This is a genomic window from Stenotrophomonas rhizophila (assembly GCF_003751305.1).
GTDB lineage: Bacteria > Pseudomonadota > Gammaproteobacteria > Xanthomonadales > Xanthomonadaceae > Stenotrophomonas > Stenotrophomonas rhizophila_B.
Map to the genome: position 1 here is coordinate 487,352 of NZ_RJKV01000001.1, position 21,061 is coordinate 508,412.

Genomic DNA, 21,061 nt, shown 5'->3' on the forward strand with positions numbered 1-21,061 from the left:
CGAATGGCCGGAAGAGCGCCGTAGCGTGTGAGAAGGTCTTGTCGTAGCGCCGAAATAGCGGCCATGGGAGGTGTAGGGCTTGGGGCAGGTAGGCCTACAGTAAGGCGCGCGCTTTTTGTTCGCAAACGGCGGATATTAAAGAAAAAAAGAATCAAATGTCTTGGTAAATTGCAAGGATTGCGGGTGGTTGGTTCTAATCCACGATCCGGTTTAATCGATTGGGTTGGGATGCTCACAGGTGCTTTGACTTATGCGCCCGGCGCCTTCGAGGCCTTTCGAGTTGGTCCTAGGTAAAGACCGGCCACCATGTATGGTGACCGGTCTCCCACCAACTATGCTGAGCAGCACACATCGGTCAGCAACTTGCACAGTGTTTTTTTGACGACGAATCACCACATGGCAGCTTGACGTTATAGGACCTAGGCGCCGCGATCTCGCGGGGTGGCTTTATCAAACGTCGGAGGGAGTTGGGTGTCGTTCATGTTCAGAATGTAACTAACATCCTTTGTAGTTCACAGGTTAGTGACAAATTGACTTTGCGCGGCGACGTAAGGTCCTACGCGCAATAAGGGTTTGATGCCGTATTTCCATCTGAAAGTTCTCACAAGGGTTCTGATCTGATCTGATCAAGAAAAGCCCTCGCACAGCGAGGGCTTTTTTGTAGTCCACGGCATGCATTTTTGAACGGTTCCCCAAGGTCACCTGCAGCGCCCACACCGCATCCACTACCATGGGCCACCCGTCAGGATGCGCCCGCATGTCCATAGTGATCCCCGCGTTGCCCAAGCCGCCCACCGCCCGCATCGCGGCATGGTTGCTGATGCTGCTGGGCATGTGGCTGACCCTGAAGCTGGGCCTGGTGGTGACCCTGCTGTCGGGCCTGCTGGTGTTCCACCTGACCCACCTGCTGGCCTCCACCGTCGAAGGCAAGCTGCCGCCGGGACGCGCACGGGCCTATTCAGTGATCGTGCTATCGGCGTTGATCATCGGCGCGCTGACCCTGGCGGCGATCGGCATCGCCTCGTTCTTCCGCAACGAGACCGGTGGCCCGGATGCGCTGTTGATGCGCCTGATGGACATCCTCAACACCTCCCGCCACCAGGTGCCGGACCTGCTGCAGCCCTATATCCCGGAAGACCTGCAGGCGCTGCGCACGGCGATGAACGACTGGGCGGCGACGCACCGCCAGCAGCTCGGCATCGCCGGCACCTCGGCCGTGCAGATCAGCGTGCGGATCCTGATCGGCATGGTGCTGGGGGCGATGATCGCGCTCTACGACGAGTTGCCCTTGCCCAAGATGGGGCCGCTGGCGCAGGAGCTGATCGGCCGCACCAGCCGCATGGCCACGGCCTTCCGGCAGGTCGTGTTTGCACAAGTGAAGATCTCGCTGCTCAATACGCTGTTCACCGCCATCTTCCTGCTGGGCGTGCTGCCGCTGTTCGGGGTACATCTGCCGCTGGCGAAAACCCTCGTGCTGATCACTTTCCTCGCCGGCCTGCTGCCGGTGGTGGGCAACATCATTTCCAATACTGTCATCACCATCGTCGCGCTGTCGGTGTCGTTCTACGTGGCGGTGGTGGCGCTGCTGTATCTGGTGGTGATCCACAAGCTGGAGTACTTCCTCAACGCGCGCATCGTGGGTGGTGAGATCCAGGCACGTGCGTGGGAACTGCTGCTGGCGATGCTGGTGATGGAAGCTGCGTTCGGGCTGCCGGGACTGGTCGCGGCCCCGGTGTTCTATGCCTACATCAAGCGCGAACTGCTGGACCAGCGCTGGATCTGAGGGCCAAGCCGCGCTAGAGCTTCAGGTTCAACGACACATACGCCGAGCGCCCCGGTGCCGGTGAGAACATCGGCTGGTCATCGCCGCCCCAGAAGAAGTTGTCGTACCACGCATACGCGTAGTCGCGGCCGGTCAGGTTCTTCACCTGTACATCCACGCTCAGCCGCTCGGACAGCTGATACGACGCACTGGCATCAAGCACCGCGAAGGCGCCGAACGTGCCCTGCGTGTTGCGCTCTTCAATGTAGTAGTCACCCTGCATCCGGCCCTGCAGGCCGAAGGTCCAGCGCTCGTTGGTACGGTAGTCCACGCCGATGTTGCTGATGTAGCGCGGTGTGGCGATGACTTCGTTACCGGCCAGGGCGGTACCGTCGGTAGTGAAGGCGCTGACCACCTTGGCCTGTTGGATGGCGTGCGAGCCCCACAGCGTCCAGTGGTCGCCCAGGCGTGCGGTGACCTGCAGATCGACACCTTCGCGACGGGTCTGGCCCAGGCCGACCGAGGTGCCGGTGGCCGGCATGTTGGCGACCTCGTCGGTTGCATCCTGGCGCCACACCGCGATGCGCGCGTCGGTGCCGACGGCCGGGGTGAACTTGATGCCCACCTCCTTGCCGGTATTGATCGAGGGCCGGAAGGTCGCCTGGCCGGCGGTGAGGTAGGCCGGTGCGGTGGAACCGGTCAGTACCTGGAACGTCCTGCCCCAGTTGGCATACACATTGAGGGCCGGGGTGATCGCATAGACCACGCTCAGCTTGGGCTGCTCGATCGTGCCGTAGTGCTGCAGCGGGGCGGTGATGCCACCGGGCAGGCGGGTGCTGCCGGAGAAGCGATCCACGCGGTAGGCCGGCACGATCTTCAACGCGGAGGTGGGCTGATACACGGCCTGCACGTAAGCACCGAGGTTGTCCAAGGTGTAACGGTCATCGTTCTGGATCCGCGCCGGGGTCGAGAAGTCGGTCGGGATGGCGTGGTTGTAGCGCAGGCGGCGGTACGTGTTGTCCTGATGCTCGGCGTTGAGACCGCCTTCGACCGTCAGCGCAGGCGTGGCCGCCCAGGTCAGCGTGCTGAGCAGGCCGGTCTGTTTCTCGTCCCACTGGCGGCGCTGGCGCGGCGCGTTGCCGGGCACGTAACGGGTGAAGGTCACCTGCCGATCGTCCTCGTAGCGGTTGTAGTACAGCTTGTTGCTGACATGCACGGTGTCACTCAGCTGCAGGTCCAGATGGGTACTGAGATGGCGCATGTCGCGGTCGTCGAGATCGTTGGCATTCTTGAGCGCGGATCCGCGGCGGTCGGTGGCCAACTCTTCAGCCGTCATGAAGCCGGGCTCGTCCGCCTCGTGGTGGTACACGCGTGCGATCAGGCCGATGGTGAACAGGTCCTCGTCACCGCTGTAGAACCACTTGCCGCCGAGCGAGTACTTCTTCGAGCGGTCATGATCGCGGTAGCCATCGGAGGCCTGTGACGCCAGGAAGTAGTTCTGGGCGACACCGTTCGCTTCGCGACCGATCGCGACCTGCGCTTCGCGGGTGTTGTAGCTGCCGTAGGTGAGCCGCGCATCGGTGTAGTTGCCACCCTGGCGGGTGCCGAGATTGATGTTGCCGCCGATGTTGTGCAGTCCGTAGCGGGGATCGTTGGTCCCGCGCACGACCTCGATGTAGTCGATGTCCAGCGGGAACACCATGTCGATGAAGCGCTGGTTGCCGCTGTTGACGTTGCTGGGGATGCCGTCGATCAGGATCTTGATGCCGTTGAGGTAGCCCTCGCCATTGAACGCGCGGAAGGTGGCCTTGCCGGATTCCGCGCCCTGGCGGGTTTCGGTCAGCTGCATGCCCGGCATCTGGCCGAGCAGCTCCCAGCTGTTGGACACATTCTTCTCATGCACCTGGTCGCCGCCCAGCACATCCACCGAGGTCAGCACACGGCTGGCGGCCAAGGGGCGGTGTGAGCCTTCGCGCACCTGCACGCTGCCCAGGGTGATCGCAGCATCGCCGGATTGTGCGCGTGCTTCGCCTGCGCACAGGGTCGCCAATACGGCGGACACCATTGCCTTGGTTCTCATCGGGTCGTGCCTTTCCGGGCGTGCGGCAAAAAAGAAATAATATAACATTGCATTGATTGCGGTCATCCGTCCTCTGACGGCCGCGCAGAGGAATGCGAGGCCTGACGGGTCCTCCCTGGCCAGGATGCGGAAAAGGCCTGCGCTTCAGCAGGCGACAAACGTGGAATGTCAGTGCGGAGCGGCGACCGTCAACGTGCTCGCGTTCTGGAACACCCACTGGCGTGACATGGTCTCCCAACGGTAATGCCGCAGCTTCAGCGCGGCGATCGGCTGCGCCGTAGCGATCTCAAGCCGTAGCGGCAGGCGATCCTGCTCCCAGCTCAGCGGTCGCTCGCGGCCTTCCCACGTGCCAGTGCCGGCGGTGCGTCCGGCCATCTGCGTTGCGGCAGCCATCGGGCGGCCGGCCGCGTCCACCGGTACGGCTGTCGTCCAGACACCGCGGGTCTGTGCGGGCGGCGGGAGGTCCTGCAACACGGTGACGCGTTGGGGCGAGGTCCAGACGATCCGCGCCTGGGGATTGCGCTGTGACGATTGCCCTTGGGCAAGTGCCTCACTGCCGTCCCACTGGTAGGTCTCCACATCGACCGTCGCACGGAGGCTGTCGAGTGCCTCCAGTTGCGCCGCGCGCGTATCGAGCGGCAGCCGCAGTGGAAACGCCAGGTCGCTTTCGCCGATCTGGTAGCTCTCCATCAGCATCCAAAGGTGTGGCACCGGGACCGCCCGCAAGTGGGGAAGCGCACGACCGGCATGGTCGAGCAGTTCAACCTCGCGCATCCGCGCGGATACCACCAGGGGTGGTGCGGTGGGGGTGTTGCCGGAGATGTCACGCGCGGCGCGCATCTCACCTCCCAGGCGGAGCAGAGGGCGCGATGTGCGGGCGTCAGGCCTGAGACCGAACAGCAGGCTCTTCTCGATGCGAGGCAGCGCGGCCGCATCGAGCATCCAGGGCTCCAGCGTGCCATCTTCCTGCAAATCGACGACGTAATCTGCCGGATCGCGCGATGGAGCAGAGAAGGGAGGGCGCCGCAGCGCCTCATCGGTGGCGTCATGCGCCGACGCGCCGTCCTCATCCGAGAGCACGTCCGGCGTGGCGATCTCGGCAAGGTTCGCCAGGTGCATACGGTGCGTGGTGGCCGGCGTGCCGTTCTTGCCGGCGGCCACGTGGAATTCGAAGCGCGCTTCCAACGGCATGCCGTCGGCACGGCGCAATGCCTGGCGGCCGGTGCCGCGCAAGGTGTCGCCCTCCACGGTGGTGTCCAGCACCACGGCATCGGCGGTCACCGCACGGACCTGCATGCGCCACACGATCGCGCCCAGACCCTGCGTGGCATCGTGCTGCACGAGGTGCTGGCCCACCGTAAGCGACGCGGGCAGACGCCGGGGGCGCAGGCCGAGCGCCTGCTCCGACGAGGTGAGCACCTGCGCCAGGTAGGGCTGACGGGCAGTGAGTGCCTGCCATGCCTGTGGCGCCAGTGAACGCACCTCGGTGACACGGCCCTGGTCGTCCAGATGCATGTCGATGCCGGCGGCCATGGCCTCGAGCAGCGCCTGCGCATCGGGCGTACCCGGATCCAACGCCAGCGTGCTGCGGCCGACGCCGCTGCCGGTCGGCGCGGACCACAGCAGGCGCGTGCGAAGACGGTGACCGGGCGCCAGGGTCACACCGGTCAACATGCGTTTGCGCAGCGCGGGGGCCGCGCTGACCTGTTGGCTGATGAAATAGACCGCTTCGGCAGGCGGGGCAGCGGCAGCGGACGCACCGTTGAAGAAGAGAATGCCCAACAACGGGCCGCGCAGTGACGCCATCCTTGTAGTCCTTGTCCTGGGAGTGCCGGCGTGCACCCGCAGGATCGGACAGCGTGCAGGTGCAGCGTATCGACGCGGGTACGACGGACGACAGTTTCCCACACCCACCGGCGCGGCCGACACTGCACCCGCCTGCCTGGCGCTGCCTGAATCATCCCGAACGCCTGCACTGGAATGCGCGGCCTGAATCAGGAACGATGGCAGGGTTTGTCCCCCCACGTTTCCAGGATGTGCCTGTGCTGAGTGTGATCGGCTGTTTGCTTGCGTTGTATCTGGTGTGGCGCGTGATCTGGCCGCTGCGGTTGTCGCGTCCGGTGCGGATCGTACTGGGCCTGCTGGTGGTCGCACTGGCGCTGCACCACCGGATCGTGGCGCAGTTCGCCGGGACCATGGCCTCGCCCGAGATTCCCAAAGCGGTGATCGCGGTGCTTGCGACCGGGTTCACCACGCTGCTGATCAGTGCGGTGTTCGTACTTGTGCTGGATGCGCTGCTGCTGATCGCGCGACTGGTCCGGGCGCGGCGCGTGCTGCCGATGCTGCGTGCGCCGTGGCTGCGCCCTGCAGCGGGCACATTGGCGTTGCTGCTCTCCGCCTACGGCATCTGGCAGGGCATGGCGGTCCCCAAGCCACGCCAGATCGAGGTGGCCATCGACGGGCTGCCGGCCGCGTTTGACGGCTACCGGGTGCTGCAGCTCACCGACATCCACGCCAGCCGCCTGCTCACCGGTGCCTGGGTGGAGAAGGTGGTCACCGAGAGCAACGCCCTGCATCCGGACCTGGTGGTGATCACCGGGGATCTTATCGACGGCAGCGTCAGCGCCCGCGCCGACGATTTCGCGCCGCTGGCCAGGCTGCGCGCGCCCGATGGCGTCATCGCGATCACCGGCAACCATGAGTACTACGCGCAGTACGCCGACTGGATGCAGGCGTTCCGGGGGCAGAGCATGCAGGTGCTGGAGAATACCCACACGCAGGTCCAGCGTGACGGTGCGACGTTGACCATCGCCGGTGTCACCGATCCGGTGGCTGCGCGCTACGGCCTTCCCATGCCGGACCTGACGGCCGCACTGGCCGGGGCGGACCCGCAGGCGCCGGTGATCCTGCTCGACCATCGCCCGGTGGAGGCACGCGCGAATGCCGCCAAGGGCGTGGCGCTGCAGCTCTCCGGCCACACCCACGGCGGCCACATCGTCGGCATGGACCAGCTGGTCAAGCGCGCCAATGGCGGCTTTGTCTCCGGCCGCTATGAGGTGAATGGCATGACCTTGTATGTCAGCAACGGTGCCGGGCTGTGGCCGGGCTTCGCAGCACGTATCGGCGTGCCGTCGGAGATCACGCTGATTACGCTTCGCCAGAGCGCGGCCAGCCGCACCGCAGCTGAACGCCCCGGCTTGGCAAGCCCGCAGGGAATTGCAACGCTTGCGCGCTGATAGGACGGAAGAATGCGGATGAAAGCGATGCGCAACGTGCTGGGAACGATGATGGTGCTGGCCACCACCGGTGGCTGTGCGCTGCACGGCGATGCGCTGCGAAGCACGCCTGCGGCGGCAGTGCCTGCGGCAGGCGTGGTCCTGCCCGATACCGAGAGCTGGAGCGTGCATGATCCGGCCGGGCGCGACTATCCGATCTGGGTGGCGCTGCCGGCCAGCTACGCGGAGCACTCGAAGCGGCGCTACCCGGTGCTGTTCGTCACCGACGCGCTGTACAGCTTTCCGCTGGTGCGCAGCGTGCGCAACCTGGTGGGGCAGGGCGGCGCCAACCTCGAAGATTTCATCCTGGTCGGGCTGCCGCCGCAGCAGGGGCTGACCTCCAAGCAGAGCCGCTCGCGCGACTACACGCCCACCCAGCCGCAACGCAGTGCCGACGATGACTACAGCGACGACGTGGTCTACGGCGGTGCCGCGCACTACCGCGATTTCCTGGCCACGCACGTGTTGACTGCGGTGGACGCGCGCTACCGTACCGATCCGGCGCGGCGCAGTTTCGCCGGGCATTCCTACGGGGGGCTGTTCGGCACCTATGTGCTGCTCACACGCCCGCAGATGTTCCAGACCTACATCCTGTCCAGCCCCTCGCTTTGGTTCGACGGGCACTATATCGACCGCCTTGAACAGGACTACGCGCAGCAGCACCGCGCGCTGCCGGCCCGGGTATTACTGGCGATCGGCAGTGAAGAGACGCCGACGCCCGATGCGGTAGACGGCCCACGCAACGACATGGTGCGCGATACGCAGGACTTCGCCGATCGACTGCGTCAGCGCGGCTACCAGGGCCTACAGGTGGAGAACCGGGTGGTCCCGGCCGAAGACCACCTCACCGTGTACCCCAGCACGCTCACCCGCGCGCTGCTGCAGGTTTACCCGGGCACCGGACCGTACAACGGGGGCTGAGCATGCAGACCGTGCGCACCGTGCCGTTGTTTGACGCCCACTTCAGCCAGTGCGCAGCGTGCGACCCGGCGACGCGGGTCGCACGGCTCGCGGATCACCAGCGCTGAGCCCACCCGATCAGGCCAGGGCCGTGTCCCGCAGCGATATTGCCGTGGCCAGTTCCGGTGCCAGCGCGTGTGCCACGGCCATGCGCAGCATCGCCGGGCTGACGTGGCGGCGGTGCACCCGGTTGATCGCCGCCATGTAGAGGCGACCGAACGCGTTGAGTGTGCGAACCCGGGTGCCCAGCGCAATCACCGCCGCACCATCGTCCAGCACCTGCACGCGCACGCATGAGCGGAACTGCAGGTGGCGGTCGTCGGCACCGAGCAGAACTTCGGCGCTGCGGTCGGCGACGTCGGTGGCCTGGGCATGCACCGGGAAGCGACCGGCGAAACGCTCGCCGGGCCCGTCAGACAGCAGCGAGGACACCGGGCAGCCCAGCGACGAGGTGCGCAGCCGCAAGGGGGTCACCAGTACATTGCGCAGGGCCATCAGCCGGCCCACGCCCGGCGGTGGATTGCGGACGAATCCCTCCAGCACCGCTTCCAGCAGCGCACGCGCCGAGTGCCCGCCGATGCTGTGGGCGGGCAGGGTGACATAGGTGTAATCCTGGTGGTCGAAGCCCTGCGGCAACGCCTGCTGCAGTAGTGAATCGGCCGGCGCTGCGGGTTGCGTGCCCAGCGTGCCGCATGCCGCGCGCTGCCCGATGTAGCCATGGGCAGGGCGCAACCGCGTCAGGCCGCTGCGCACCCGGCCGACCAGGTTGCGGCTGCCGGCGCACCAGCGGGCCAGCACCGAAGCGGCTGGCGCGCGCAGCGACAGCGTCACCCGCGGAAACTGGTCCAGGTCGCTCTGGTCAAGCAGGTGCTGCAACGCCGGCGGCAGGGTCTCGGTCAATGAGGGGATGTCGGCGGTGCCTGCATCGATGCGTGCACGTTGCGCATCGCTCAATGCGCCACTGCGCTCATCGGGATGGCAGGACAGCGCGAACAGCGCCGCGTGCCGGGGATGACGCGACACGAACTGGTGCCAGGTACCGCTGCCGAAGCGAACGGTGAACAGGCAGTCCGGCGGCACGTCGATGCAGCGCAGGGCGCGCACGAAGGCGGCCTGATCCTGCTGCAGTTGTGCGTCGGACACGGTGGAAAACCGCAACTGTGCGCCGCCGCTGCCAGTAATGGCGGTGAACATGCGCGGGCCGGCATGGCGATGGAACGGATGCCCGGTGCGGCCTACCGAGAACGAATACAGCGACGACGCATCGCCGTGCGCCAAGTGCATGCCCCCCAGCCGCGCGGAGGGTTCATCCAGTGCATCAACGAAGTGCGGATGCTGCGCCTGGCGCAGGCCCGCGTCGCGCAGCAGCGCATCGCCGGCACCGATCCCGAGCTGGGCGATCAACGCCACCTCGACCGGGCTGCCATCGCCGCAGGAGGGCAGGCTGATGCTGGGAAACGAACGACTCACGTGTGCGATGTCCTGCATGCCGATCTCCTTGTCGTTGGGTCGCTCAGCTCACGAGGTGGGTTCGCGGCGGGCGCGGGCACGGCTTTCACGCTGCAGCGTGCCGCCCACCGGACAGACCTCGGCGGCCCACGCGAACAGGGTATTGGCCAGTGTGTCGGGCACCTGCCGGAAGTACACGAACTGGCCGCGTTTCTCGCGCTCGATGAGCCCGGCGTCTTCCAGGATGCGCAGGTGGCTGGACAGCGCCGGCTTGCTGAAGTCGAAGCGCTCGCCCAGCTCGCCCGCGCTCAACTCGCCGCCATTGAGGTAGGCCAGGATCTGCCGGCGTGCGGTGGAGGCGAGGGCTTCGAAGATGCGGTCCATGGGTAATAGTTAACTAATTTGTTAACTGATGGTGTTCCGTTGGCGCGCGGCTGTCAACCGCCTGCGCGGTCGAGACGATGGCCCGGCTCGGCGTGAAGGCCAGGACAGCGGCCCTCCACGGCACGGTCACTGTCATCGGCCGACGCTGGCAGCCTGTCCCCAACCCGGATCCGCCATGACCACGCTGACCCTGCCCGAACTGGCCAAGAAGATGGCCAACATCGACTTCACCATGCTGCAGACCCATACCGACAGCGGCGAGATCGCGGCGCGGCCGATGAGCAACAATGGTGATGTGGATTACGACGGCGACAGCTGGTTCTTCACCACCGAGGACACCGACATGGTCCGCGAGATCACCCGCGACCCGAAGGTTGCGCTGAGCTTCACCGGCAGCAAGTCGCTGCTGGGCAAGCCGCCGCTGTTCGTGGCGGTGCAGGGCAGGGCGACCCTGATCCGCGACAAGGCGGTGATGCAGCAGCATTGGGTGAAAGATCTGGAGCGCTGGTTCGCGCAGGGTGTGGATAGCCCTGGGCTGGTTCTGATCCAGGTGGCTGCGGCGCGCATCCATTACTGGGATGGGGAAGACCAGGGCGAAATCCTGCGCTGAAGGAGGTACGCATGCCCGGGTCGCAGATGCCGAAGATCGGGTGTGCCGGCTGGTCGATCCCCAGCCGCTACGCCATGCACTTCGGGCCCGGCGACAGCCTGCTGGCGCGCTATGCCACGCGCTTTGACGTGGTGGAGATCAACTCCTCGTTCTACCGGCCGCACCAACGCGCGACCTACGCGCGCTGGGCGGCCACCGTACCGGCCAACTTCCGCTTCTCGGTAAAGCTGCCGCGGACCATCTCGCACGATTCCGGACTGGTCGGCGTGGGCCCACTGTTGGACCGCTTCCTGGACGAGGTGGGTGGACTGGGGCGTACGTTGGGCGCCCTGCTGCTGCAGTTGCCGCCATCGCTGGCACTGGATACGCGCCGCGCCGGGAGCTTTTTCCGCGTCCTGCGTCGACGCACCCCGGTGCCTGTGGTCTGCGAGCCCCGCCATGCCAGTTGGTTCAGCACGCAGGCCGATGCGCTGCTGCAGCGCCACGCAATTTCCCGGGCCGCAGTGGATCCGTCGCGCGTTGCCGCCGCCGCGCTTCCGGGCGGCGCGCAGGGCTGGCACTACTGGCGCTGGCACGGTTCCCCGCGCATGTACTACAGCAACTACCCCGATGCCGCACTCGCCTCTCTGGCGACACAGCTCGTGCAGCAGCCCGGGCAGGCGCAGGCACCGTGGGTGATCTTCGACAACACCGCCCATGGCTTTGCTATCGCCAATGCCCTGCGCTTGGCCGAGATCACCACGCATGCCTGAAGGTCCCTCCATCGTCATCCTGCGCGAGGCCGCTGCCAAGTTCCGCGGCAAGACCGTGCGGCTGGCCATTGGCAACAGCTCGCTCGACCTCACCCGGATGGAGGGCCGCCGCGTGGTCGCGCTGCGGAGCTGGGGCAAGCACTTTCTGATCGAGTTTCGCGGCTTCAGCCTGCGCGTGCACATGCTGATGTTCGGCAGCTACCGCATCGATGAGCGCAAGCCGTCGCCACCGCGGGTGTCGCTGCAGTTCGATAACGGCGAGCTCAACATCTATGCCTCGTCGGTGAAGTACATCGAAGGCGCGCTGGAGGACACCTACGACTGGCGCGGGGATGTGATGGACCTGGCCTGGGATCCCAGGCTGGCGCGCAGGAAGCTCAAGCAGCAGCCGGAAACGTTGATCTGCGACGCGCTGCTGGACCAGGAGGTCTTTGCCGGCGTCGGCAATATCATCAAGAACGAAGTGCTGTTCCGCACGCGTGTGCATCCCGAATCCACGGTGGGTGCGCTTCCGCCACGCAAGCTGGGCGAGATCATCAAACAGGCGCGGCAGTACAGTTTCGATTTCCTGGACTGGAAGCGGCAGTTCGTATTGCGCCAGCATTGGCTCGTGCATACCAAGCGCACCTGTCCCCACTGCGGCGGGCCGATCAGCAAGACCTACCCGGGCACTACCCGGCGGCGGGCGTTCTTCTGCCCGGTGTGCCAGGTGCGCTACGGCGCCGCGCCTGCCGGCCGCAAAGCCGCGCCGAACGCACGCAGGGCCGCCCCGAGGCGTTCAGCCAGGTCCTCGTCCATGGCGTAGGATGGGAACAACACGCACTTACGCGCGTCCTGCGCGATCGACACCTGATCGCCTTCGCTCCTTTCTCAGAGTCTTTCATGCCGCCAGCGGAATGAAGGCTCCCGTGTCCCACGGAGCGCACATGCCGGGCTATACCACCCGCATTCTCACCATCCCGGTCGGCGGGCACGACTTCCGTATCCGCGCGCTCAGCGATCTGCAGCAGTTTTCCGATCCCACCGGACGCGCCCAGCGGGCCGGCATCCACTCGTCGTTGTGGAGCCTGTTCGGTCAGATCTGGCCGGCCGGCCGCGCGCTGGCCGATACCATGAGCCACTTCGACGTGACCGGTAAGCGGATCCTGGAGCTGGGCTGCGGGCTGGGGCTGTCCAGCCTGGTACTGGCCCATCGCGGCGCGGATGTCGTGGCGACCGACCACCATCCGCTGGCCGAATCCTTCCTCGCCTACAACGCCGGCCTCAACGACCTGCCCGCGGTGACTTACCGCGACCTGCCCTGGGAAGTCCCCGATGGCTCGCTGGGGCGGTTCGACCTGATCATCGGCAGCGACATCCTGTACGAACGGGGGCATGCCCATCAGATCGCGGCGATGATGCTGCGGCACGCCAAGCCGGATGCCGAGCTGCTGATCACCGATCCCGGCCGCGGCAACGTGGGCTCGTTCTCCCGTGGCATGGCGCTGCAGGGCTTCGATGTGACCGAGGAGCTGGGATTGTTCGAGGATGAAGGCAATGCGCCGGGCAACGGCCGTCTGCTGAGTTACCGGCGCGGTGATGTTCGGCCGGCGGCCGTGGCCTGAGAACTCTGCTGTGACGCGGCGTGCAGATCGACTGGCGTAGGCTGTCGCCGTCCAGATGCGGCCCAGGCGGCCGGGAGTCCCTCGATGCGATCTCGCCCACTGCCGCCCCGCGAAGGCCTGCGTGTTTGCAGGAGGCACGCTTGAGTACGGCCGCCACCTCGCCCACGGCGCGCCGGCAGACGCGCTCGATGATCATCGCCGGCCTCTCCACGGTGGTGGAGTGGTACGACTTCACCCTTTACCTGTATCTGGCCACCGTGCTGTCGCGCGTGTTTTTCGGTGGCGGCGAGAATGCGTTGCTGGCCACCTTGGCCGGGTTTGCGGTGTCGTATCTGATGCGGCCCTTGGGTGCGCTGGTCTTCGGCCATCTCGGCGACCGCTTCGGTCGCCGCTACATGCTGCTGGCCTCGATGTTGCTGATGACCGTGGCGATGCTTGCCACTGCGCTGCTGCCTACCTTCGAGAGCATCGGTGCCGCTGCCGGTGTGCTGCTGTTGCTGCTGCGCTGCCTGATGGCGTTCTCGGTGGGCGGCGAGTACACCGGCGTGGTCGCATATCTGCTGGAAACCGCACCCGTGCGCAGGCGCGGGCTGGTGACCTCATTGGCGTCGGCCGCGAGCGAAGTGGGGGCCTTGCTGGCGGTGGCGTTGTCGGCGCTGACCGTCGCGCTGCTGAGCACGGCGCAGCTGGATGGCTGGGGCTGGCGGATTCCGTTCTTCGTCGGTGCGGCGCTGGCGGGGGCGATCCTGCTGGCGCGTTCGACCATGCACGAATCGCCGGAGTTCGAACGGCAACAGGCCGAGGGCACCGTGCCGACGTCGCCGATCCGCGATAGCTGGCGGCACCACAAGCCCGCGATTGCGCGCACGTTTGCGATCTCTGCACTGGGCTCGATCACCTATTACGTTGGAATCACCTACGTGCCCGCGTTCCTCGGTTCGGTGGGGCAGGTGAGTGAATCGGAGGCGTTGTGGCTGTCCACGGTCGCGGCGGTGGCGGTAATCGTGGTGACGCCGCTGGCGGGCGCGTTGTCGGACCGAGTCGGGCGTCGACCGGTGTTGATCGCGCTGGCCGCGCTGTCGGCGCTGCTGCCGTTGACGATGTTCTCGGTGATGGCCGGCGGCAGCACCGTGGCGATCGGCCTGGCGGCGGTGGTGCTGGCCTGCCTGGCGGGCGGCGTGAGTGCGGTGGCGGCACCGGCCACGGCCGAGCAGTTCCCCGGCGAAGGGCGGCTCAGCGGGCTGGCACTGGGCGTCACCATGGCCACGGCGTTCTTTGGCGGTGCTACGCCGTTGCTGGCCGAACTGCTGGTGCGGCATACCGGCTGGTCGTCGGCCCCCGGGGCAATGATCGCGGTGGTCGCGATACTGGTGCTGCCGGTGATGTGGACGCTGCGCGAGACACGGCCCAGGTAGTGCCGGCCGCTGGCCGGCTCCACGCAATGCCGGGTCCTCGAGGAGCCGGCCAGCGGCCGGCACTACCGGTATACGGTGGGTTGCCACAAAACAGAACAGGCCGCCCGAAGGCGACCCGTTCGTTCAACACCGCGATGTCGTCAGGCCTCAGTACTTCCAGCGCAGGCTCAACGCAACAAAACGCGGCTCGCCGTAGTTGTTGTAGTCCAGGTTGGCCCAGTAGGTCTTGTCCAGCGCGTTGCGCACGCTCAAGGTCGCCGTCCAGCTGTCGCTGATGCGGTAGTTGGCGTTGAACTGCACCAGCGCATACGCCGGCTGGTTCACCGTTACCGTGCCGCCGAGCGGATAGGGGATGTTGTAGCCCTGCACCTTGCTCTGCCACTGCACGCCCGCACCCACGCTCAGACGCTCCAGCGCGCCGCGCAGCCGCACCTGGGTGTTGAGCTGCAGCAGATCTTCGGCCGGGTTGGCGTACAGCAGATCGGTGGCGGCGCGGGTCACCTTGACGTGGGTGAAGCCGGCATTGACGGTCCAGCCCGGCAGGATCTCGCCGTTGACGTCCACTTCCCAGCCGCGCGCCTTGGTGCCGTTGATGCCGATATAGGCCGAGCTGCCGTCGCTGAGCGATCCGTCCGGCAGGCTCATGTCGCGCACCGCGTAGTTGTCCTGCTTGGCCTCGAACACCGCGGCATTGGCGGTCAGGCGGCCGTCGAACCACTGCGACTTGATGCCCGCTTCCAGGTTGGAACCTTCCACCGGCGCCAGCAGGTTCTCGTTGCGGTCCTTGTAGTTCTGCGGGTTGAAGATTTCGGTGTAGCTGGCATACGCCGCCACCTGTGGGGTGATGTCGTACACCAGGCCCACATAGGGTGTGACTTCATCCGTCACTTTGTACGCGCCGCTCGTACCGGTATACGCACCGGCTGCGTTGTAGGAGCGGGACAGCGTTTCCCAGCGGCTCAGGCGCGCACCGGCGATCAGCGCCAGTGGATCGGCCAGCCGCAGGCGGGTAGCGACGTAGACGCCGCTCTGCGTGGTCTTGGCGACCCGGCGTGCGCCGGTACGTGCGTAGGTCACTTCGGAGATGTCGCCATCCCAGGCGCGGATATCCGGGATGTAGTAGCAGCGCTCGGTCCCGCAACGTGCCCAGTCGGTGGGATAGCGCAGCGCGATGGTGTTGGTGGTGCCTTCCAGGTCCGCCCACTGCCCGCCTACGGTCAGGTCGTGCTCGCGGCCGAACAGGGAGAACGTGCCGCTCAGGTAGGCATCCACGTTGCGGCGGGTGTCTTCGGAATCGCCGGCGGCGGTGCGCAGGAAGATGCCTGCACCGGTGGCCGGATCCGGGTAGCCGCTGCCGTACACGCGCACGTTCTGCACGTTGCCCTGGGTGTAGGCGGTGTTGATCTTCAGCAGCCAGTTCTCGCCGAAGCGCTGTTCCAGGTTGGCGAACGCGGTGCTGGTCTCGCGCTGCCAGTAGCTCCACTTCGGCGCCACGTTGGTCGAGCGCGGCAGATGGGCGAAGTCGCCCTGGCTGTTGAAGAAGGGCACCGTGCCCCAGGTCGAACCGACCGGATTGTTGTCCTGGGTCTGGTAGCCCACGGTCAGCGTGGTGCTGTCGGTCAGGTCACCTTCCAGCACGGCCATGCCGGCCATCTTGTTCTCGTGGTACCGGTCGTAATACAGATCACGGTCGGTGTAGGCGGCGACCACGCGGCTGCGGAAACGGCCGTCCGCGGTCAACGGCGCGGTCACGTCGGCTTCCATGCGCTGGTAGTCCCAGCTGCCGGCGCTCACCGCGAAGGAGGCGTCGAATTCCTTGCCCGGGCGCTTGCGCAGCAGGTTGACCGTGGCCGAGGGCACGCCGGCGCCGCTCAGCAGGCCGTTGGCACCGCGGATCACTTCGACGCGATCGTAGAAGGCGGTGTCGTATTCCTGGTTGGTCGACCCGCTGTAGGTGGGGATGCCATCCACCTGGAAATCGGTGATGGCAAAGCCGCGTGCGTAGTACAACGGACGCTGGGTGTCGTAGAAGGAGACGCTGACGCCGGTGACGTTGCGCATCACATCGTTGATGCTGAACAGCGATTCGTCCTGCAGCCGCTGCAGGCCGATCGAGGTAGCCGACTGCGGGGTTTCCTGCAGGCTGATCGGCAGCCGCGTGGTGCTCGACGGGACTGCCCGCGCACCGACCACGCTGACCTTGTCCAGGGTCTTGGCATCGGCATTGCTGCTGGCGTCTGCCAACGCATCGGCGAAGGCCTGCGGCGCGGTCAGCATCAACACGGAAAGCAGGGCCAGGCCCAGCGGGGCACGGCGGGGGAGGCGAAGCGAAGCAGCGCAGGCGTACATGCGGGTCTCGTGATGGTCTGGGGACATGGCCGGGCCCCAAGCCCGGCGGGGTGCAAATGTAAAGCGTTCTCATTCGCTTTACAAATGGTGAACATTCAGCGTCACCGGCGCCCCACAACGCATCCGGCCACCGCAAGGGTGGCCGGAGGGAAACCATGGCAAGAAACGCTAGCCCCTTGCCGGTGCAGGCTTACAGCGCCTGCAGTTCTTCGTTGGCGTTGCGCTTGGCCTCGGCCGGCTTGGCGGCCGGCGGCGGGGTCAGCATCACCGCCGGGCTGGTCTCGACCGGCACATCCAGGTACGGCAGCTTCAGGGTCTCGCTGGTCAGGCGGCGGATCTCATTGGTCAGCGCCGGGCTGTCGTTGAGCTTGCGGCCATACGACGGGACGATCTGCTTCAGGCGCGTTTCCCAGCCCGCCGCCATCTGCTCCGGGAAGGCTTTCTTGAGCAGGTCCAGCATGATCGGCGGCGAGGTGGAGGCACCCGGCGAGGCGCCGAGCAGGGCCGCCAGGGTGTGGTCCTGGTCGGTCACGATCTCGGTACCAAACTGCAGGATCGAGCCCTTTTCCGGGTCCTTCTTGATGATCTGCACGCGCTGGCCGGCGGTCACCAGCTTCCAGTCCTCACGTTTGGCGTGGGGAAAATACTTGACCAGTTCGGCCTGGCGGTCGTCATCGTTCAGACGTGCCTGGCCCATCAGGTACTTCACCAGGTCCAGATTCTCCAGGCCCACGTCCATCATGCCGGCCACGTTGTTGTGGTTCACCGAGGAGTACAGGTCGAACCACGAGCCGTGCTTGAGGAACTTGGTGCTGTACAGCGCGAACGGCCCGAACAGCACCACCGGCTTGCCATCCAGCTTGCGCGCATCCAGATGCGGCACCGACATCGGCGGCGAGCCGGTTTCGGCCATGCCGTAGGCTTTGACCGAATGCCGGTTGGCGATCGCCGGGTCCTGGAAGGCCAGGAACTGGCCACCGACCGGGAAGCCGGCGTAGTTCTTCGATTCCGGAATGCCCGACAGCTGCAGCAGCTTGAGCGCGGCACCACCGGCACCGATGAACACGAAGCGCGACTTGACCGTGGTCTCGTTGTCGGACTTCAGGTCCTTGACGGTCACGTTCCAGCTCTTGTCATCGTTCTGGCGCAGGGCGCGCACTTCGTGGTTGAGATGCAGCGTGAAGTTCGGGCTGCGTTCCAGGCCCGCGGTCAGCTGGCGGGTGATCACGCCGAAGTTCACGTCGGTGCCCAGCGGCATCCAGGTGGCGGCGACCTTCTGCTTCGGGTCACGGCCTTCCATCAGCAGCGGTGCCCACTGCGTGATCTGCGCGGGATCCTCGGAATACTGCATGCCGTAGAACAGCGGGTTCTTGACCAGCGCCTGCTGGCGCTTGTGCAGGTAGGCGATGTTCTCATCACCCCAGACGAAGCTCATGTGCGGGGTCGGGTTGATGAAATCGCTGGGCTGGCTCAGGCGGCCTTCGCGGATCTGGTGCGACCAGAACTGGCGCGAGATCTCGAACTGCTCGGCGATGCCGACGGCACGCTTGGTCTCGATGCTGCCGTCCGGCAGCTCGGGGGTGTAGTTCAGCTCGGCGAACGCGGAGTGGCCGGTGCCGGCGTTGTTCCAGCCGTCCGAGCTTTCCAGCGCAACCCCGTCCAGGCGCTCATAGACCTGGATGTTCCAGTCTGGCTGCAGCTCCTGCAGGAAGGTGGCGAGCGTGATGCTCATGATGCCGCCGCCGACCAGGACGACGTCGACCGGCTTGTCGTTGCCGGCAGCCGGGACCGAACGCTGATGCAGCGGCCAGTACAGGAACAGTGCTGCTGCCAACAGCAACACCACGAGCAGGCCGAGGACGACCTTCGCTAGTTTTTTCATGGGGATCTCAGGTAGGGAGACATGGGAAGGATGCCGCCGCTGCCGGGAACGCCCGTGAAGACGGGCGTCACAGCGGTACCTTGGGAGCGATTTTAGCCCTTTCCGGTACGGATTTGGTGCAACGCAGCATCCGGTGGGTGTGCCGGGCCGGGTCAGTCGCTGGCCAAGGTGAAGTATTCGAGGAGGAAATAGCCGGCTTGATAGACCAGTGCCAGCACGGCCAGAGCCACATGGGCGCGGCGCTGGCGCAGGGCCATGCCCAGCCCGGCAATGACCAGCATCACCCCCGTGTGGACCCAGTACGCGTCGCCGAGCATCTGCCAGCGGCTGTGACCTTTGATGGCGGTATCGACCAGATCCAGCAGCGTGACCAGCGCCAGCATCCCGAAGAAGCCACCGCGCCGCTGCAGCAGATAGTTCTCATAGCTGCCGAACTCGCGCACATCGTCCGGAAACAGCAGCACGCACAGCAGGTACCACGCGGCGCAGTAGGCGATCACGAACAGGTACAGCTCGAAGGTCCACTGCCGGACCTCGCCCAGCCGGAACTCCCACCACCAGAAGGTCACCACCGAGATCAGCGCCCAGACCACCCAGCACAGGTGGATCCACGACCAGCCGCGGCGCTGGGGGTGCTCGATGATCCCCGCCAGACCCCGCAGCAGGGTGGTGATGCTCAGGCCGAGGATGATGCTGAGCACCACGCGGATGTGCAGGTAGACCGGATCGGTGTCCATCGACGTGCCCGCGGCTGGAATGCGCCGATGCTGCATCGGGGCGGGTCGTCAGGTCGTGTAGGGCGGATCTACCGGTCGGGAGTTATCGCTTCTTGCGCACCAGCGTCGCCGAGGCGGCCAGCACCGCCTTGGTCAGCAGCGCCATCGTCTGCACATCGCCCTTCCAATGCTGCCAGTACAGCGGCACGTCTTCCCACGCGCGCTGCTTCATGTGCACCAGCCGGCCGGCATCCAGGTGGCGTTTGACCAGCGGCAGCGGGTTCATGGTCCAGCCGAGGCCGCCCAGGTTGGCCTGGACGAATGCGCGGGTCGAGGGAATCCACCAGGTCGGCGCGGTCAGCGGCAGGTCGTTGCCGGCCAGGCGGCGGGCGAAACGAGCCTGCATGTCGTCCTTGCGGTTGAACACCAGCACCGGCGCCTGGGCCAGCGACTGCGCGTTGACGCCCTTGGCGAAGTGCTGCTCATGGAAGGCCGGGGTGCACGTGGCGGCGTAGCGGATGCTGCCCAGCGCATGGATCTGGCACCCCTGCACGGGCTCATCCAGCGTGGTCACCGCGCCCAGCACGGCCCCTTGCCGGAGCAGGGCCACGGTGTGGTCCTGGTCTTCCGAGCGCAGGTCCAGCGTGGTGCCGGTCTGCCGTGCGAACTGCAGGGCGGCCTCGGGGAACCAGGTTTCCAGGCTGTCGTGGTTGACCGCCACCGGGATGCTGGCGTGGGGGAGGTCTTCATCGGCGATGCCCATCCGGTGCAGGGCGTCGTGCTCGAGCAGGGCGGTCTGCTCGGCCAGCTGGACCAGCACCTGGCCCTCGGTGGTGGCCACCGCCGGGGACGAGCGTTTGACCAGCAGGCGGCCGACCCGGTCCTCCAGCGCCTTGACCCGCTGGGAAACCGCCGAGGCGGTGACATTGAGCGACTGCGCGGCACGGTCGAAGCTGCCTTCGCGGATCACCGCCGCCAGGGCGCGGAGCTGGGCATGGTCGATGCGCATGATCTTAAGTTTCGCTAAAGATGGTTAAGTAAGTTTAGCTCTACTTTTTAATGTTGCGGCGCGACAATACGCGCCATCCGGTGCTGTACGCCTTGGCGAGGCACCGCCCCCCAGCAAGACACAGGTGGTATCCCATGTTTTCCATTCTTTCCGGCGGCGCCGGGCTGAGCGCGTGGCTCAGTGGTGCCGCAACCGGCATCGGCCTGTTCGCGGTGGTCGGCGCGCAGAGCGCGTTCATCCTGCGCCAGGGCATCCTGCGCAAGCACATCATTCCCGTGGTGGCGACCTGCGCCGCTATCGATGGCATCTTCATCTTCGCCAGCGTGGCGGGCCTGCGCACGCTGACCCAGGCGCTGCCGTGGCTCACCACCGTGGTGCTGTGGGGCGGTGTCGCCTTCCTGGCCTGGTACGCCTGGCAGTCGGCGCGGCGCGCGCTGGCCGGTGGCGGTGGCATGCACGTGGACGACGGCGACAGCACCTCGCGCCGCGCAGTGCTGATCTCTGCGGTCGGGTTCTCGCTGATCAACCCGCATTTCTGGCTGGACATGATGGTCATCGGCGGCATCGCCGAGAACTTCGGCAACGCGCGCATGGCGTTCGCGGCCGGCGTGTTCACCGCCAGCTGCCTGTGGCTGACCGCCCAGGGCCTGGGCGCGCGCCTGCTGGCCCCGCTGTTCACCAAGCCCAAAACCTGGCGCATCCTCGACGGCACCATCGCGGTGATCCTGTCGATCCTGGCGCTCAGCCTCGCGTTCCGCGGCATGCATTGAACTCTCTCCTCGATGCAGGTCCTGGAAATGGCACCGTTCGCGGT

At 66.2% G+C, this 21,061-nt stretch carries 17 protein-coding genes; 9 read left to right on the top strand and 8 right to left on the bottom strand.

Translation table 11 applies throughout. From position 1 onward, the window contains the following. Positions 1-757: 757 nt before the first annotated feature. Positions 758-1,783 (top strand): AI-2E family transporter, encoded by a 1,026-nt coding sequence (locus EDF74_RS02315; RefSeq protein ID WP_123728622.1) that lies wholly within the window; start codon positions 758-760, stop codon positions 1,781-1,783. 13 nt (positions 1,784-1,796) lie between these two features. Here the strand turns inward: EDF74_RS02315 and EDF74_RS02320 are convergent, their stop codons facing one another. Both EDF74_RS02320 and EDF74_RS02325 read right to left on the bottom strand, forming a co-directional pair. Then, on the bottom strand, positions 1,797-3,842 hold the full coding sequence (locus tag EDF74_RS02320; protein ID WP_123728623.1) for a TonB-dependent receptor: 2,046 nt from the start codon (positions 3,840-3,842) through the stop codon (positions 1,797-1,799). 168 nt (positions 3,843-4,010) lie between these two features. After that, positions 4,011-5,648: a hypothetical protein gene (locus tag EDF74_RS02325; RefSeq protein ID WP_123728624.1), complete on the bottom strand. Its 1,638-nt coding sequence runs from the start codon at positions 5,646-5,648 to the stop codon at positions 4,011-4,013. 197 nt (positions 5,649-5,845) lie between these two features. On the opposite strand from EDF74_RS02325, the gene EDF74_RS02330 reads away from it, so the two are divergent. Continuing rightward, positions 5,846-7,078, top strand: a complete 1,233-nt coding sequence (locus tag EDF74_RS02330) for a metallophosphoesterase (RefSeq protein WP_260232167.1) — start codon at positions 5,846-5,848, stop codon at positions 7,076-7,078. 27 nt (positions 7,079-7,105) lie between these two features. Further along, positions 7,106-8,038: an alpha/beta hydrolase gene (locus tag EDF74_RS02335; protein WP_428999139.1), complete on the top strand. Its 933-nt coding sequence runs from the start codon at positions 7,106-7,108 to the stop codon at positions 8,036-8,038. Positions 8,039-8,155: 117 nt separating this feature from the next. Here EDF74_RS02335 and EDF74_RS02340 read toward each other — a convergent pair whose 3' ends face one another. Beyond that, a complete protein-coding gene (locus tag EDF74_RS02340; protein WP_123728626.1) occupies positions 8,156-9,565 on the bottom strand; it encodes a DUF2867 domain-containing protein in 1,410 nt (469 codons plus the stop codon). Between the two features lie 30 nt (positions 9,566-9,595). Next, entirely contained in the window at positions 9,596-9,910 is a 315-nt protein-coding gene (locus EDF74_RS02345) for an ArsR/SmtB family transcription factor (protein WP_123728627.1), read from the bottom strand. Positions 9,911-10,085: 175 nt separating this feature from the next. Between EDF74_RS02345 and EDF74_RS02350 the strand changes: the two genes are divergently transcribed. The 5 genes from EDF74_RS02350 to EDF74_RS02370 all read left to right on the top strand — a co-directional run bounded on the left by EDF74_RS02350 (position 10,086) and on the right by EDF74_RS02370 (position 14,291). Further along, positions 10,086-10,520 carry a pyridoxamine 5'-phosphate oxidase family protein gene (locus EDF74_RS02350; protein WP_123728628.1) on the top strand — a complete coding sequence of 145 codons (435 nt, stop codon included), beginning with the start codon at positions 10,086-10,088 and terminating at the stop codon, positions 10,518-10,520. An 11-nt stretch (positions 10,521-10,531) separates the two neighbouring features. Next, a complete protein-coding gene (locus tag EDF74_RS02355; RefSeq protein ID WP_123728629.1) occupies positions 10,532-11,272 on the top strand; it encodes a DUF72 domain-containing protein in 741 nt (246 codons plus the stop codon). Next, positions 11,265-12,077: a DNA-formamidopyrimidine glycosylase family protein gene (locus EDF74_RS02360; RefSeq protein ID WP_123728630.1), complete on the top strand. Its 813-nt coding sequence runs from the start codon at positions 11,265-11,267 to the stop codon at positions 12,075-12,077. Before EDF74_RS02355 ends, EDF74_RS02360 begins: the two co-directional genes overlap by 8 nt. Positions 12,078-12,198: 121 nt before the next feature. Beyond that, a complete protein-coding gene (locus EDF74_RS02365) occupies positions 12,199-12,876 on the top strand; it encodes a class I SAM-dependent methyltransferase (RefSeq protein WP_123728631.1) in 678 nt (225 codons plus the stop codon). 188 nt (positions 12,877-13,064) lie between these two features. Further along, entirely contained in the window at positions 13,065-14,291 is a 1,227-nt protein-coding gene (locus EDF74_RS02370; protein ID WP_123729688.1) for an MFS transporter, read from the top strand. Between the two features lie 147 nt (positions 14,292-14,438). Here EDF74_RS02370 and EDF74_RS02375 read toward each other — a convergent pair whose 3' ends face one another. From EDF74_RS02375 to EDF74_RS02390, 4 genes are all read right to left on the bottom strand, one after another. Further along, positions 14,439-16,640, bottom strand: a complete 2,202-nt coding sequence (locus EDF74_RS02375) for a TonB-dependent siderophore receptor (protein ID WP_123728632.1) — start codon at positions 16,638-16,640, stop codon at positions 14,439-14,441. 190 nt (positions 16,641-16,830) lie between these two features. Continuing rightward, the gene (gene mqo / locus EDF74_RS02380; protein ID WP_123728633.1) at positions 16,831-18,522 is read right to left on the bottom strand and encodes a malate dehydrogenase (quinone); all 1,692 of its coding nucleotides are present in this window, start codon (positions 18,520-18,522) and stop codon (positions 16,831-16,833) included. A 152-nt stretch (positions 18,523-18,674) separates the two neighbouring features. Then, complete coding sequence (locus EDF74_RS02385) at positions 18,675-19,259, bottom strand: hypothetical protein (RefSeq protein ID WP_184997028.1); 585 nt, start codon at positions 19,257-19,259, stop codon at positions 18,675-18,677. 82 nt (positions 19,260-19,341) lie between these two features. Beyond that, on the bottom strand, positions 19,342-20,247 hold the full coding sequence (locus tag EDF74_RS02390) for a LysR family transcriptional regulator ArgP (RefSeq protein WP_123728635.1): 906 nt from the start codon (positions 20,245-20,247) through the stop codon (positions 19,342-19,344). A gap of 134 nt (positions 20,248-20,381) precedes the next feature. Between EDF74_RS02390 and EDF74_RS02395 the strand changes: the two genes are divergently transcribed. Then, entirely contained in the window at positions 20,382-21,017 is a 636-nt protein-coding gene (locus EDF74_RS02395; protein ID WP_121043335.1) for a LysE/ArgO family amino acid transporter, read from the top strand. Positions 21,018-21,061 lie beyond the last annotated feature (44 nt).

Bases quoted from the DNA above. Each gene is read 5' to 3' on its own strand.
- EDF74_RS02345 (WP_123728627.1), bottom strand. From the start codon at position 9,910: ATGGACCGCATCTTCGAAGCCCTCGCCTCCACCGCACGCCGGCAGATC.
- EDF74_RS02350 (WP_123728628.1), top strand. From the start codon at position 10,086: ATGACCACGCTGACCCTGCCCGAACTGGCCAAGAAGATGGCCAACATC.
- EDF74_RS02335 (WP_428999139.1), top strand. From the start codon at position 7,106: ATGCGCAACGTGCTGGGAACGATGATGGTGCTGGCCACCACCGGTGGC.
- EDF74_RS02330 (WP_260232167.1), top strand. From the start codon at position 5,846: ATGGCAGGGTTTGTCCCCCCACGTTTCCAGGATGTGCCTGTGCTGAGT.
- EDF74_RS02365 (WP_123728631.1), top strand. From the start codon at position 12,199: ATGCCGGGCTATACCACCCGCATTCTCACCATCCCGGTCGGCGGGCAC.
- mqo (WP_123728633.1), bottom strand. From the start codon at position 18,522: ATGAAAAAACTAGCGAAGGTCGTCCTCGGCCTGCTCGTGGTGTTGCTG.
- EDF74_RS02375 (WP_123728632.1), bottom strand. From the start codon at position 16,640: ATGTACGCCTGCGCTGCTTCGCTTCGCCTCCCCCGCCGTGCCCCGCTG.
- EDF74_RS02395 (WP_121043335.1), top strand. From the start codon at position 20,382: ATGTTTTCCATTCTTTCCGGCGGCGCCGGGCTGAGCGCGTGGCTCAGT.
- EDF74_RS02390 (WP_123728635.1), bottom strand. From the start codon at position 20,247: ATGCGCATCGACCATGCCCAGCTCCGCGCCCTGGCGGCGGTGATCCGC.
- EDF74_RS02315 (WP_123728622.1), top strand. From the start codon at position 758: ATGTCCATAGTGATCCCCGCGTTGCCCAAGCCGCCCACCGCCCGCATC.
- EDF74_RS02355 (WP_123728629.1), top strand. From the start codon at position 10,532: ATGCCCGGGTCGCAGATGCCGAAGATCGGGTGTGCCGGCTGGTCGATC.
- EDF74_RS02370 (WP_123729688.1), top strand. From the start codon at position 13,065: ATGATCATCGCCGGCCTCTCCACGGTGGTGGAGTGGTACGACTTCACC.
- EDF74_RS02325 (WP_123728624.1), bottom strand. From the start codon at position 5,648: ATGGCGTCACTGCGCGGCCCGTTGTTGGGCATTCTCTTCTTCAACGGT.
- EDF74_RS02340 (WP_123728626.1), bottom strand. From the start codon at position 9,565: ATGCAGGACATCGCACACGTGAGTCGTTCGTTTCCCAGCATCAGCCTG.
- EDF74_RS02385 (WP_184997028.1), bottom strand. From the start codon at position 19,259: ATGGACACCGATCCGGTCTACCTGCACATCCGCGTGGTGCTCAGCATC.
- EDF74_RS02320 (WP_123728623.1), bottom strand. From the start codon at position 3,842: ATGAGAACCAAGGCAATGGTGTCCGCCGTATTGGCGACCCTGTGCGCA.
- EDF74_RS02360 (WP_123728630.1), top strand. From the start codon at position 11,265: ATGCCTGAAGGTCCCTCCATCGTCATCCTGCGCGAGGCCGCTGCCAAG.